The 14,010-nt window shown below is 70.9% G+C and carries 10 protein-coding genes and 1 pseudogene; 8 read left to right on the top strand and 3 right to left on the bottom strand.

Annotation, left to right across the window (positions count from 1 at the left end):
* Positions 1-35: 35 nt before the first annotated feature.
* Positions 36-533 (top strand): annotated as a pseudogene (locus ACIRF8_RS34580) (YbaK/EbsC family protein); the annotation flags it as partial.
* Here the strand turns inward: ACIRF8_RS34580 and ACIRF8_RS34585 are convergent.
* Positions 529-1,515 carry a LacI family DNA-binding transcriptional regulator gene (locus ACIRF8_RS34585; protein WP_404221639.1) on the bottom strand — a complete coding sequence of 329 codons (987 nt, stop codon included), beginning with the start codon at positions 1,513-1,515 and terminating at the stop codon, positions 529-531. The pseudogene ACIRF8_RS34580 and the gene ACIRF8_RS34585 sit on opposite strands and share 5 nt — an antisense overlap.
* 268 nt (positions 1,516-1,783) lie before the next feature.
* On the opposite strand from ACIRF8_RS34585, the gene ACIRF8_RS34590 reads away from it, so the two are divergent.
* The 6 genes from ACIRF8_RS34590 (at position 1,784) to ACIRF8_RS34615 (ending at position 10,288) form a co-directional block, all read left to right on the top strand.
* Entirely contained in the window at positions 1,784-2,719 is a 936-nt protein-coding gene (locus ACIRF8_RS34590; RefSeq protein ID WP_404221641.1) for a carbohydrate ABC transporter permease, read from the top strand.
* A 4-nt stretch (positions 2,720-2,723) separates the two neighbouring features.
* A complete protein-coding gene (locus ACIRF8_RS34595; RefSeq protein ID WP_404221643.1) occupies positions 2,724-3,674 on the top strand; it encodes a carbohydrate ABC transporter permease in 951 nt (316 codons plus the stop codon).
* 84 nt (positions 3,675-3,758) lie between these two features.
* Positions 3,759-5,099: an ABC transporter substrate-binding protein gene (locus tag ACIRF8_RS34600; protein ID WP_404221645.1), complete on the top strand. Its 1,341-nt coding sequence runs from the start codon at positions 3,759-3,761 to the stop codon at positions 5,097-5,099.
* 42 nt (positions 5,100-5,141) lie between these two features.
* Positions 5,142-7,187, top strand: a complete 2,046-nt coding sequence (locus ACIRF8_RS34605) for a beta-galactosidase (RefSeq protein ID WP_404221647.1) — start codon at positions 5,142-5,144, stop codon at positions 7,185-7,187.
* 56 nt (positions 7,188-7,243) lie between these two features.
* Positions 7,244-9,277, top strand: a complete 2,034-nt coding sequence (locus ACIRF8_RS34610; protein WP_404221650.1) for an RICIN domain-containing protein — start codon at positions 7,244-7,246, stop codon at positions 9,275-9,277.
* Positions 9,278-9,388: 111 nt separating this feature from the next.
* Complete coding sequence (locus ACIRF8_RS34615) at positions 9,389-10,288, top strand: NAD(P)-dependent oxidoreductase (protein ID WP_404221652.1); 900 nt, start codon at positions 9,389-9,391, stop codon at positions 10,286-10,288.
* A 25-nt stretch (positions 10,289-10,313) separates the two neighbouring features.
* On the opposite strand, the gene ACIRF8_RS34620 is transcribed toward ACIRF8_RS34615, so the two are convergent.
* A complete protein-coding gene (locus tag ACIRF8_RS34620) occupies positions 10,314-10,721 on the bottom strand; it encodes a CoA-binding protein (RefSeq protein ID WP_404221654.1) in 408 nt (135 codons plus the stop codon).
* Positions 10,722-10,948: 227 nt separating this feature from the next.
* On the opposite strand from ACIRF8_RS34620, the gene ACIRF8_RS34625 reads away from it, so the two are divergent.
* Positions 10,949-11,923: an arabinan endo-1,5-alpha-L-arabinosidase gene (locus ACIRF8_RS34625; RefSeq protein WP_404221656.1), complete on the top strand. Its 975-nt coding sequence runs from the start codon at positions 10,949-10,951 to the stop codon at positions 11,921-11,923.
* A 3-nt stretch (positions 11,924-11,926) separates the two neighbouring features.
* Here ACIRF8_RS34625 and ACIRF8_RS34630 read toward each other — a convergent pair whose 3' ends face one another.
* A complete protein-coding gene (locus ACIRF8_RS34630; protein WP_404221658.1) occupies positions 11,927-13,900 on the bottom strand; it encodes an APC family permease in 1,974 nt (657 codons plus the stop codon).
* Between the last annotated feature and the right edge of the window lie 110 nt (positions 13,901-14,010).

Raw genomic sequence — 14,010 nt, forward strand, 5'->3', positions numbered from 1 at the left:
TCGACGGCGCCCGCCCGGCCCCCGACGCCCTCGACCTGCTCGTCCCTCCCGTCGCCGACGCCGTACGGCACGGGAGCGGCGCGGTCCCCGCGCAGGATCTGGTCCACGTCGACACCGGCCCCGAGTGGGCCGACACGGCCACGTCCGTCGAGCACTACGGGCCCGAACTGCTCGACCGGTCGGCGAACCGCGTCGTCGTCGCGGGCAAGCGCGGCGGCGCGACCACGCTCGCCGCCTGCGTCGTCCCGTCCGCCACCAAGGCCGACGTCAACGGGGCCGTGCGCCGCCGACCCGGCGCCCGCAAAGCCCCGTTCGCCGCGATGGACACCGCCGTGGGGGAGACCGGCATGGAGTACGACGGCATCACCCCGATCGGGCCGCCCGGCGACTGGCCGGTCCTCCTCGACGCGGCCGTCGCCGACCTGCCGTACGTCCTCAACGGCAGCGGCTCGCGCCGCGGCAAGCCGATCGCCTGGGGCAAGGCCCTCGCGGAACTCCCCGGCGCCGTCGTCCTCGACGGGCTCGGCGTCAGCGTCTGGAGCGCCCCGTGCTCTCCCGTACCACCAGCCGCGTGGGCACCAGCGTCGTCCCCCGTTCCGCCTCGCTCTGCCGTACCTGGCGCAGCGCGCTCTCCACGCAGCGGCGGCCGACCTCGGCGAAGTCCTGGTGGACCGTGGTCAGCGGCGGCTGGTACGAGCCCGAGTCGGGGATGTCGTCGAAGCCGATGACCGAGACGTCCTCGGGGACCCGCAGACCGCGCTCGTCCAAGGCGCGCAGCAGGCCGAGGGCCATCTGGTCGTTGGCCGCGAACACCGCGGTGCAGTCGGCCTGTTCGGCCAGGCGCAGGCCCGCGCGGTAGCCGGACTCCGCCGACCAGTCGCCGCGCACCAGCGGCGGCGGCACCCGCCCCGCGTCCTGAAGTGCCGCGCGCCAGGCGTCGGTCCGGCGCTGGGCCGCGAACGACTCGGACGGCCCCGCGAGGTGCCAGACCGTCTCATGGCCCAGGTCGAGCAGGTGGCGTACGGCGTCGCGGGTGCCGCCCGCCTGGTCCGTGTCGACGACCGCGTACCGGTCCCCGGCGTCGGAGTCGGCGACGACGACCTTCACGTGCGGCGGCAGCGAGAGCCGCGCGGAGTCCAGGAGATGGACCTCCATGATGACGATGACCGCGTCGACCGCCAGCTCGCCGAGGCGGGAGAAGGCGCCGCGCACCTCGTCCTGCGTGGGGACCGCGACGGGCAGCAGCGTCACCGCGTAACCCTCGTGCGCGGCCGAGGTCGCGATCGCCTCCAGGGTGCGCATGTTGCCCGTCGTGGACAGCGTGAACGTGATGACGCCGATGGTGCGGAAATCACCGCGTTTCAGCGCCCGCGCCGCGCTGTTGGGCCGGTAGCCGAGCTCCTTCATCGCCGCGAGGACCCGCTGCCGGGTCTCCTCGTTCACCCCGGGGAAGCCGTTCGAGACGCGGGAGACGGTCTGCGAGGAGACCCCCGCGACCCGGGCGACGTCCGCCATCGACGCGTTCTGTGTACGACGGCCCCGGCGCGCGGCCCCACCCTGCGCCGGGGCGCTGTCCGTTGCTCCCACCGTCTCCCTCGTCCGTCGTGTCCGTGCGTGTCGCGATGTCCCCGGCGACTCTTGACCGCCGTCATCGGGGCAGTGTAGACATGCCGCCACCGAATGTTTACGTAAACATAACAGCCCTCGGCACCTTGCATGCCGTGATGTTTGCGCAAACATCGGCAGCGCCACCCGCGAGGGATGTACGAGCGAGGGACACCGGATGACGACGCTTGACCCACCGGCCGCCGCCGGCCGCCGCCCGGCCGGGCCACCGGCGCGACGCACCAGCCGTGCGCGCCGCTCATGGACGGGTTGGGGGTTCATCGGCCCCTTCGTGCTCGTCTTCGCCCTGGTCTTCCTGGCCCCGCTGGCGTACTCGGTCTATCTGAGCCTGTTCCGGACCCGACTCATCGGCGGCACCACCTTCGTGGGCCTCGACAACTACCGACAGGCGCTCCAGGACGGCCAGTTCTGGGAGGGCGTCGCCCGCGTCGGCCTCTTCCTGCTCGTCCAGGTGCCGATCATGCTGGGCATCGCCCTGCTCGTCGCCCTCGCCATCGACAGCGGCCGGCTGTACGGCAAGGACTTCTTCCGGATATCGGTCTTCCTGCCCTACGCGGTGCCCGCCGTCGTCGCCACCCTCATGTGGGGCTTCATGTACGGCCCGCGCTTCGGCCTGGTCGGCGACCTCAACGACGCGCTGGGCCTGCACCTGCCCGACCCGCTCTCCTCCGGTCTGGTCCTCGCCTCCATCGGCAACATCGTGACCTGGGAGTTCGTCGGCTACAACATGCTGATCTTCTACTCCGCGCTGCGCGTCGTCCCGCACTCCCTCTACGAGGCCGCGGAGATCGACGGCGCGGGCCAGTGGCGGGTCATCTCGGCGATCAAACTCCCCGCGATCCGCGGCGCCCTCGTCATCGCCACGATCTTCTCGATCATCGGCAGCTTCCAGTTGTTCAACGAGCCCGCGATCCTCCAGAAGCTCGCGCCGAACGCCATCACCACCGACTACACCCCGAACTACTACACGTACTCACTGTCCTTCTCCGGCCAGCAGCACAACTACTCCGCGACGGTCGCCATCGTCATGGGCGTCATCACCATGATCGTCGCCTATGTGGTCCAGCTCCGCGGCATGCGCAAAGGAGCGTGACCCAGTGACCGGACCTCTCGCCACCACCGCCACGGCCACCGCCCCCCGGCCCGCGACGCCCCCGACGTCGGCCGCCCCGCGGCTGCGCACCCCGCGAAGGCACCGCCCGGGCCGCCCGCGACGCAGCGTCCTGCTCACCGTGCTCACCGCGGTCGTGCTGCTCTACAGCCTCCTGCCGCTGCTGTGGCTGCTGATCAGCGCCACGAAGACGCAGGATGGGCTGGCCCACTCCTTCGGCCTGTGGTTCGACGGGGACTTCGCCCTGTGGGACAACATCCGCCGCACCTTCACCTACCAGGACGGCGTCTTCGGCCGCTGGCTCCTCAACACCCTGCTGTACGTCGTGGTGGGCGCGGGCGGCGCCACCTTCCTGGCCGTCCTCGGCGGGTACGCGCTCGCCAAGTTCCGGTTCCCGGGCAAGCGGGCCGTGTTCGCGGTCGTCATCGGCGCGGTCGCGGTCCCCACGACGGCGCTCGCGGTCCCGACGTTCCTCATGTTCAGCAAGCTGGGCCTGACCGACACCCCCTGGGCCGTCATCCTCCCGTCGCTGATCTCACCGTTCGGGCTGTACCTGATGTGGGTGTTCGCGAGCGAGGCGATCCCCACCGAACTGATGGAGGCCGCGCGCATCGACGGCGCGGGCGAACTGCGCACCTTCTTCCAGGTGGCGCTGCCCCTGCTCGCGCCCGGCACCGTCACCGTCCTCCTCTTCACCACCGTCGCGACCTGGAACAACTACTTCCTGCCGCTGATCATGCTGAAGGACCCCGACTGGTACCCCCTGACCCTCGGCCTCGACGCCTGGAACAAGCAGGCCCAGACCGCCGGCGGCGAGGCCGTCTTCAACCTGGTCGTCACCGGCTCGCTGCTCACCATCGTGCCGCTGATCGCCGCCTTCCTGCTGCTCCAGAAGCACTGGCAGTCCGGGCTCGCCGCCGGAAGCGTCAAGGAGTAGCGCCGGCACCGCGATTCACCTCGGACCACCGCTGAGCGACCCCCGCAGAAACCCCGTAGACCACGACGAAGTGGAAGCATCCGCATGCCCAAGCACACCCGCCGCCTGCTGCGCGGCATAGGCCTTCTCGCCGCACTCGCCCTCGGGGCGACCGCCTGCGGCGGCACCGACGACGACAGCTCCGGCCGGAAGCAGGTCGGCCCGGCCGACATCGAGGCCGCGCTGAAGAAGGGCGGCACCGTCACGGTGTGGGCGTGGGAGCCCACGCTGAAGCAGGTCGCCGCCGACTTCGAGAAGGCGCACCCGAAGGTCCACGTCAAGCTGGTCAACGCGGGTACCAACAACGACCAGTACAAGGCCCTGTCGAACGCGATCTCGGCCAAGAAGGGCGTCCCGGACGTCGCGCAGATCGAGTACTACGCGCTCGGCCAGTACGCCCTCACCAAACAGGTCACCGACCTCAAGGCCTACGGCGCCGACAAGCTGGCCGGCGCGTACTCGCCCGGCCCGTGGAACGCGGTGAAGTCCGGTGACGGCGTCTACGGCCTGCCCATGGACTCGGGGCCGATGGCGCTCTTCTACAACAAGAAGGTCTTCGACAAGTACGAGATCGCCGTCCCGACGACCTGGGACGAGTACGTCGAGGCCGGCCGCAAGCTGCACAAGGCGAACCCCAAGGCGTACATCACCAGCGACGTCGGCGACGCGGGCCTGACCACCAGCCTCCTCTGGCAGGCCGGTGCGCACCCCTACAAGGTCGACGGCACCGAGGTCGGCATCGACTTCACCGACGCGGGCGCCAAGAAGTACACCGACACCTGGCAGAAGCTGATCGACGAGAAGCTCCTCGCGCCGGTCGTCGGCTGGAGCGACGACTGGTACAAGGGCCTCGGCGACGGCACCATCGCCACCCTGCCCACCGGCGCCTGGATGCCCGCCAACTTCGTCTCCGGCGTGAAGGGCGCGTCCGGCGACTGGCGGGCCGCCCCGATGCCGCAGTGGACCAAGGGCGCGCACACCAGCAGCGAGAACGGCGGCAGCTCCCTCGCGCTGCCCGAACTCGGCAAGAACAAGGAACTGGCCTACGCCTTCGTCGAGTACGCCAACTCCGGTGCGGGCGTGCAGACCCGCATCAAGAGCGGCGCGTTCCCGGCGACCACGAAGGACCTGGACTCCCCGGCGTTCCAGAACACCGTGTTCCCTTACTTCGGTGGCCAGAAGGCCAACAAGATCTTCGCCGAGTCCGCGAAGAACGTCCCCGCCGACTGGAAGTACCTGCCCTACCAGGTGTACGCCAACTCGATCTTCAACGACACCGTCGGCAAGGCCTACATCTCCGGCACGAAGCTGAGCGCCGGGCTGAAGGCGTGGCAGGACGCCTCCGTCAAGTACGGCACCGAACAGGGCTTCACCGTCGAGCAGTAGACCGGCGCGCACGCACCACTCCGTATGACTGGAAGGATCTTGATGACCGCCCCCCTCACCTCCCGTTTCCCCTACGCGAAGGGCACCGACGGCACCCGCAGAATCGGATACGGCGCCGACTACAACCCCGAGCAGTGGCCGCGGGAGGTGTGGGAGGAGGACGTCCGGCTGATGCGCGAGGCCGGCGTCAACGTCGTCTCCCTGGCGATCTTCTCCTGGGCGCGGCTCCAGCCCACCGCCGACACCTGGGACTTCACCTGGCTCGACGACGTCATGGACCTGCTGCACGCGGGCGGCATCGGCGTCGACCTGGCCACCGCCACCGCGTCCCCGCCGCCCTGGCTCACCACCGCACACCCCGAGATCCTGCCGGTGACCGCCACCGGCGAGACCCTCTGGCCCGGCGCGCGCCAGCACTGGCGGCCCACGTCACCCGTCTTCCGCGACCACGCCCTGCGCCTCGTGCGCGAGCTGGCCACCCGGTACGCGGACCACCCGGCGCTCGTCGCCTGGCACGTCAACAACGAACTGGGCTGCCACAACGTCTACGACTACTCCGACGACGCCGCCCGCGCCTTCCGCACCTGGCTGCGCCGCCGCTACACCACGCTCGACGCCCTCAACCACGCCTGGGGCACCGCCTTCTGGTCCCAGCGCTACAGCGACTGGGAGCAGCTTCTGCCGCCGCGGCTCGCGGCCTCGCACCCCAACCCGACGCAGCAGCTCGACTTCAAACGGTTCTCGTCCGACGCGCTCAAGGACCATCTGCTCGCCGAGCGCGCGGTGCTGCGCGAACTGACCCCGGACACGCCCGTCACCACCAACTTCATGGTGATGGGCGGCACCAAGGGCATGGACTACGCCGACTGGGCCACCGAGGTCGACTTCGTCGCCAACGACCACTACGTCATCCCCGGACCGCAGGACCGCGACGAGCTGTCCTTCGCCGCCAACCTCACCAGCGGCATCGCGGGCCACCGCCCGTGGTTCCTCATGGAGCACTCCACCAGCGCGGTGAACTGGCAGCCGGTCAACCTGCCGAAGAAGCCGGGGGAGTTGGCCCGCGACTCGCTGCTGCACGTGGCGCACGGCGCCGACGCTGTCTGCTTCTTCCAGTGGCGGCAGTCCGCGGCGGGCGCCGAGAAGTACCACTCGGCGATGGTGCCGCACGCCGGGCCCGACAGTGAACTCTTCCGCGCCGTCACGGAGCTGGGCAGCACCCTCGACGCGCTCGCCCCGATCGCCGGGTCCCGGCGCGAGCCCGCCCGCGTCGCCGTCCTGTTCGACTGGGACTCGTGGTGGACCAGCGAGCACGACTCCCACCCCACCACCCGCCTCGACTACCACCGCGAAGCCCTCGACTGGTACTCCGCACTGCTGCGCCTCGGCGTCCGCGCCGACGTCGTGCCCGCCCACCGCACCGACCTCTCCCGGTACGACGTCGTGATCGCGCCCGTCCTGCACGTGGTGCCGCAGCAGCTCGGCAAGGAGCTCACCCGGTACGTCGAGAGCGGCGGCCACCTCGTGACCACGTACTTCTCGGGTGTCGTCGACGAGAACGACCACATCTGGCTCGGCGGGTACCCGGGCGCGCTGCGCGACCTGCTCGGGATCCGCGTCGAGGAGTTCGGGCCGCTGCTCGACGGCTCGTCCGTCGACCTCGACAACGGCACCACCGGAACCCTGTGGAGCGACCGGATCGACGTGTCGGGGCCCGAGGTCGAGGTCCTGGCCCGCTACCGCACCGGCGGCTACGCCGCACGTCCCGCGGTCACCCGCCGCTCCACGGGCCGGGGCACGGCCGCGTACGTCTCCACCCGCCTGGGCGTCGACGGCCTCACCACCCTGCTGCCCGACCTGCTCGCCCCGGCAGGCGTGGACGGTGAACTCCCCGCGCACGCGCGCGGGGCGGTGGAGACGGTGGTCCGCCGCGACGCCGACCACCGCTATGTCTTCCTCGTCAACCGGAGCGACGAGGCGGTGGCGCTGCCCGGCGTCACCGGCGAGGTGCTCGTCGGCCCCGACCCGGGCGACGGGTTCGTCCTGCCGCCGCGCGAGGTCGCCGTCCTGCGGCAGCCCGCTTCCTGAACCGCATCACCGCAGCAGCACCAACCGTCCGCACACCCTCGCGTTGGGAGAGCACGTTGGCACGCCGTACCCGCACAAGACGCCTCCTCGGCCTCGTCGGCACCGCCGCCCTGGTCTCCGGGGCCGCCCTGACCACCGCGCCGCCGGTGACCGCCGCGACCCCGGCCGTCACGGTCACGCCCGATCCCTCGTACCAGCAGCAGCGGTTCGAGGGCTGGGGCACGAGCCTCGTCTGGTTCGCGAACGTCACCGGCGGCTATCCGAAGGAGATCCGCGAGAAGCTCGCCGACCTGCTCTTCGGCGACGACGGCCTTGCCCTGAACATCGCCCGCTACAACATCGGCGGCGGCAACGCCCCCGACGTCAAGGACTACCTGAGGGCGGGCGGCGCCGTCGAGGGCTGGTGGAAGGCGCCCGCAGGCACCACCCGGCACGACACCGACTGGTGGAGCGCGGACGACCCGGCGGACTGGAACCCGGACGCCGACGCCACCCAGCGCTGGTGGGTGGAGCGCATCAAGGACGACATCGACCACTGGGAGACGTTCAGCAACTCCCCGCCGTACTTCATGACGGAGAGCGGCTACGTCTCCGGCAACTTCGACGCGAACAAGGACCAGCTCAAAGCCGACTCGGTCGACGACTTCGCCGCGTACGTCGCCGGTGCCACCGAGCGCCTGGAGAAGGCGGCAGGCATCAAGGTCGACACCGTCGACCCGTTCAACGAGCCCAACACCGGTTACTGGGGCACCAAGCTGGGAGCGGACGGCGAGCCGACCGGCGGGCGGCAGGAAGGCGCCCACATAGGCCCGGAGCTCCAGCGGAAAGTCATCAAGGCCCTCGCACCGGCCCTGAAGAAGGCCGGGACGGGCGCGAGGATCGCCGCCATGGACGAGACGAACCCGGGCCTCTTCGCGACGAACTGGAACAGCTACCCGGCCGACGTGAAGAGCCTCGTCGGACAGATGAACGTCCACACCTACGGAACCGGGGGCCGCACCACGGTCCGCGACCTCGCCAAGGCCGCCGACAAGCCGCTGTGGATGAGCGAGGTCGAGGGCGACTGGGGCGACGGCCAGTCCTTCACCGACATGCGGCCCGGCCTCGGCCTCGCCCAGCAGATGGTCGACGACCTGCGCGAACTGGAACCCACCGCCTGGGTGTTCTGGCAGCCCGTCGAGGACTACGACAACATGAGGCCCGGCGGCGAGTCCGCGAAGGGCGGCAACTGGGGCGAGATCCAGCTCCCCTTCAGCTGCACCGCGAAGGACACCCTGGAGAGCTGCCCGGTCCGCACGAACACGAAGTACGACACGGCCCGCAACTTCACGCACTACATCCGGCCCGGCGACCGCCTGATCAAGACGGACGACACCGGCAGCGCCGCGGCGGTCTCACGCGACGGCAAGGGCGCCACGGTCGTCCACGTCAACCGGACGAGCGAGGCCCGTACGGTCACCCTCGACCTGTCGAAATTCACGAAGATCGGCCGGGGCGCCACCGTCACCCCGGTCGTGACCAGCGCCGACGGCAAACTGGAACGGCACACCGCCGTCCCGGTCACGGCGAAGAAGGCCACCTGCACCGTGCCCGCGCAGTCCGTGACCTCGTTCGTGGTCGACGGGGTGTCCGGCACGGCGAAGGACGCGGCGACGCCGCGCGAGGGCCGCACGTACGAGCTGACGGGCGTGCAGAGCGGCAAGGACCTCACGGTCGCCGACGACAGCGGCAGGCTCGTCATCAGGGCCGGCGCGTCCGACGCCGGTCAGCGCTGGCAGGTGCGGCGGATCAGCGGCGGCAAGGACGCGGCCAACCGCAAGCAGTACGTGTTCACCGGCGCGGGCAGCGGCAAGCGGCTCGCCGTCCGCGACGGCGTCCCCGTCGCCGAGGCGGACACCGGGCCGCGGGACGCGTCCGCGCGATGGATCCTCTCCACCACCGGCGACGGCACCTACACCCTCGTCAACGCCGGGACCGGAAAACTCCTCGAAGTGGGCGGACAGGCCACGGCCGACGGTGCCGCCGTCACCACCTACCAGCCCAACTCCGGGGCGAACCAGCGGTGGAAGGTCACGGACGTGACCCCCTGACCGGTCCGCGTCCACGCGCCCCGCGGCTTTTGGGCCGTGGGGCGCACCCATGGATCGCCGAGGTCAGGCCCTAAGCTCGGGCAGCAGCCGACGAGAGAGAGTGGACGAGGCATGAGCGACCAGTTGACCGTCAGCGTCCTGGGCACCGGGATCATGGGCGCGGCGATGGCCAGGAACATCGCGCGGGCCGGCCACACCGTCCGCGCCTGGAACCGCAGCCGCGCCAAGGCCGAACCGCTGACCGCCGACGGCGTGCACGTCACCGACACACCGGCCGAGGCCGTCGCGGACGCCGACGTCGTCCTGACGATGCTGTACGACGGCCCCGCCGCCCTGGATGTCATGCGCCGGGCCGCCGAGGGCCTGCGGCCGGGCACCGCGTGGCTCCAGTCGACCACCGCGGGCCTCGACGCGCTCGGCGACCTCGCCGACTTCGCCACCGCCCACGACCTGGTCCTCTTCGACGCGCCGGTCCTGGGCACCCGCCAGCCCGCCGAAGCCGGGCAACTGCTGGTGCTCGCCGCGGGCCCGAGCGCGTACCGCGGCGCCGTCACGCCCGTCCTCGACGCCGTCGGCTCCCGTACCGTATGGACCGGCGAGGACGGCGCCGCGGGCTCCGCGACCCGCCTCAAACTGGTCGCCAACAGTTGGGTACTGGCCGCCACCAACGCGGCCGGCGAGGTCCTCGCCCTGTCCAAGGCCCTCGGCGTGGACCCGCAGGACTTCTTCGACGCCATCGAGGGCGGCGGCCTCGACCTGCCCTACCTGCGCCTCAAGGCGGGTCTCGTCCTGGAGGACCGGCTCACCCCCGCCCAGTTCGCGGTGGACACCGCCGTCAAGGACGCCCGCCTCATCGTCGAGGCGGCCCGCCGCCACGGCGTCCGCCTCGACATCGCCGAAGCGAGCGAGGCCCGCCTGACCCGCGCCGCGGAATCGGGGCACGGGGAGGAGGACATGGCGGCGGCGTATTTCGCTTCGTTCGACGGGGACCCCGAGCGCTTCGCGCACTGACGCGCCGCTCCCGGCCCGTGCGCGCTCAGCCGAGCCGCGGAATCTCGATCGCCGGGCACCGGTCCATGACCATGTCCAGGCCGGCCGCGCGGGTGCGCTCGTACGCCGCCTCGTCGATGACGCCGAGCTGGAACCAGACGGCCTTGGCGCCGATGGCGGCGGCCTCGTCGGCGACGGGGCCCGCGAGGTCGCTGTTGACGAAGACGTCGACCACGTCGACGGGGAAGGGGATCGCGTCGAGCGTGGGGTAGCCCTGCTCGCCGTGGACCGTCTCGGCCTTCGGGTGCACGGGCACGACGCGCTTACCGAAGCGTTGCAGGACCTCGGCGACCCCGTACGCGGCCCGCGCCCGGTTGGACGACAGTCCGACGACGGCCCAGGTGTCCCCGGACTCCGTGAGGATCTTCCGGACGGTGGCTGGATCGGCGTACATGCTGGCTCCCTGTCGACGTGCGGCTTCCCGGCTTCCTGTCCTGCGGTCAACTCCGCGGGGGCGCGGCGGATTCCTCGTGGGGAGCGGACGGTCGAAAGCATTGACGCAAGGTGGGTTCGATTCTACGGTCCCGTCCGAAGTCGCGACCGCTGTTCGGGATTTCGGACAATTGTCCCGGCGTGTAGGCCCGACGGTCGCCTCCCCCCCAACGCGTCAAGGAGTACCGCGTGAGCCGCATCTCCCGCCGCACCAGAACCGCCCTGCTGGCCGTCCCCACCGCGCTGGCCCTCGCCCTGATCCCGTCGACCGCCTCCGCGTACCCGAACCCGGGGCGCGTCACCGGCGCCACCGTCGTGCACGACCCGACCATGATCCGCACCTCGGCCGGGCAGTACCTGCTGTACGCGACCGGCGGCGGGCTCGGCTTCCGTACGTCGGGCGACCGCATCGCGTTCACGGCCGGCAGCGACGCCTTCACCGGCAAGCCCTCGTGGTGGTCGTCGTACGCGACCGAGGCGTGGGCGCCCGACATCTCCTACCACGGCGGCAAGTACCTGATGTACTACGCCGTCTCGATCTTCGGGTCCAACAAGTCCGCCATCGGGCTCGCCGGTTCCACCACCGGGCTGCCCGGCTCCTGGACGGACTACGGCGTCGTCCACACCTCCACCACCTCCAGCGACTACAACGCCATCGACCCGAACCTCTTCGTCGACGGCGACGGAAAGTGGTGGCTGTCGTTCGGGAGCTGGTGGAGCGGCATCAAGATGATCCGGATCGACCCGGCCACCGGCAAGCAGTACGCCGGGGACACCGCCCGCCGCTCCCTCGCCGCACGCCCGACCGGGACCAAGGCGATCGAGGCCCCGTACATCGTCAAGCACGGCAGTTACTACTACCTCTTCGCCTCGTACGACGTGTGCTGCTCGGGCACCTCCTCCACGTACAAGGTGAAGGTCGGCCGTGCGAGCAGCGTCACCGGGCCGTACCGCGACAAGAACGGCGTCGCCCTGACCGACAACGGCGGCACCCCGGTCCTGGAGTCGCACGGCAGCGTGATCGGCCCCGGCGGGCAGTCGATCATGCATGACTCCGACGGGGACCTGATCGTCTACCACTACTACGACGGCAACGACAACGGCACGCCCAAGCTCGGCGTCAACCTCCTGGACTGGAGCAGCGGTTGGCCCGTCGCCCGTTGACCCTCAGCCGACGTGCACGCGAGGCCTGCGCCGCGGGTCAGGTTCCGCGCGGCGCAGCACCTCGCGGGTGACCGGGGCCACCTCGCCGTCGCCGAAGACCAAAAAGCGCAGCAGGTGGCTGACGGGGTGGCCCTCGGTCCAGTTGAAGTAGGCGTGCGGGACCTCGCCCGTACGGTCGCGCAGGTTCATCAGGACGGCCGCCACGGTGTTCGGGACGCCCGGGCCGCGCACGCGCAGGCGACGCACCCCGTGCTTCTCGTCGCCGTGCACGGTCAGGTCCTCGGTGAAGTCCGAGGAGTCCTGGACGAAGACCTCCAGGAAGAGCACCGGGCCGCCCTCGGGGATGTGCGTGTCCTCGCGCTGGCAGTACTCCTTGTCGCGGTACTCGGCGGTGCTGTGCTCCTGCGGCTCGTTCGCGATGATCCGCAAGGGGCCGCTCGCCGCCGCCCCGTCGATGATCCGTTCCGCCGCGTCGTCGAACGTGACCGCGCCCGCGCGCAGTTCGAAGGCGCGGTGCACCCGGGAGGCGAAGGAGGAGAGGAGGATCGCCACGATGAAGATGAGGGCGATCTTGATGCCGTCGGGACGTTCGACGACGTTGGTGACGAGGGTGTAGGCGAACACCGCGGTGATCGCGCCGAAGCCGATCGCCGCCCGGCGGTGCCCGCGCCGGTGCACGGCGACGGTCGACGCGAACGACGCCGACAGCATCAGCACCAGGACACCGGTCGCGTACGCACCCGACTGGTCGTCGACGTTCGCGTCGAACCACAGAGTGATGGCGACCGCCGCGGCCATGAAGGTGAGGACCAGGGGGCGGACGGCCCGCGTCCACTCGGGGGCCATGCCGTAGCGCGGCAGATAGCGGGGGACGAGGTTCAGCAGCCCCGCCATGGCGGACGCGCCCGCGAACCACAGGATGCAGATGGTCGACACGTCGTAGACCGTGCCGAAGCCCTCGCCCAGGTACGTGTGCGCGAGGTAGGCGAGGGCGCGCCCGTTGGCCGCACCGCCCGACTCGAACGCGTGCTGCGGGATGAGGATCGTCGTGGCGAGACTCGAGAGCAGCAGGAAACCGCTCATGATCAGCGCGGCCGTGGTGAGCAGCTTGCGGGTGTCGCGGACGCGGCCCGTCGGCTCCGCGTACGTGTCCGTGGACGCGCCCCGGACCTGCGGCATCACCGCCACGCCGGTCTCGAAGCCGGACATGCCGAGCGCCAGTTTCGGGAAGACGAGCAGCGCGACACCGATCATCACGAACGGCGAGGAGTGCTCGGCCGTCATCGCGTCCCACCAGTCGCCGACCTTGACCGGCTCGGTCAGGACGTGGGTCGCGGCCGTGACGAGGACGACGATGTTCAGCACCAGGTACGCGGCGACCAGCACGACCGCGACCCGGATCGCCTCCTGGAACCCCTTCAGGAAGACCGCGCCGAGCGCCGCGAGCAGCACGAGGGTGATCCAGGTGTTCGCGCCGTGCAGGGCCGCGGGCGCGAACGGGTTCTCCACGACGTGGGCCGCCGCGTCCGCCGCCGACAGCGTCATGGTGATCATGAAGTCGGTGGCGGCGAAGCCCAGCAGCACGAGGACGAACAGCTTCCCCGCCCACCAGGGAAGAAGCCGCTCCAGCATGGCGATCGACCCCTCGCCGTGCGGCGACTCCTTCGCGACCCTGCGGTACACCGGCAGGGCGCCCAGCAGGGTCAGGGCGATGAGCACCAGCGTCGCCAGCGGCGACAGCAGGCCCGCGGCGAGGGCCGCGATGCCCGGCTGGTAGCCGAGTGTGGAGAAGTAGTCGACGCCGGTCAGACACATCACCCGCCACCACGTGTGGCCCCGGTGCTCCTCCGGGGCGTGCCCGTGCGGTCCCTGATGGCGGGCCGTCCGGTCGGTCAGCCCTTCCAGGAGCCAGGAACGCCACCGGGGCGTGGAGGCAGGCGGTGCGGCGGCGGGACGCTCGGCCTGGGTGCCGGTCATGTGGGAAACGCTTCCTGTCTCTGCGGCGGCTTCTGTGGCGACCTGCGAGTATCCATCACATCCTCACCCGCACCGCGGGCGGGGGCGAGCCCGGTCACACCTGCGCATAC

This window comes from Streptomyces sp. NPDC102406 (assembly GCF_044765725.1).
GTDB lineage: Bacteria > Actinomycetota > Actinomycetes > Streptomycetales > Streptomycetaceae > Streptomyces.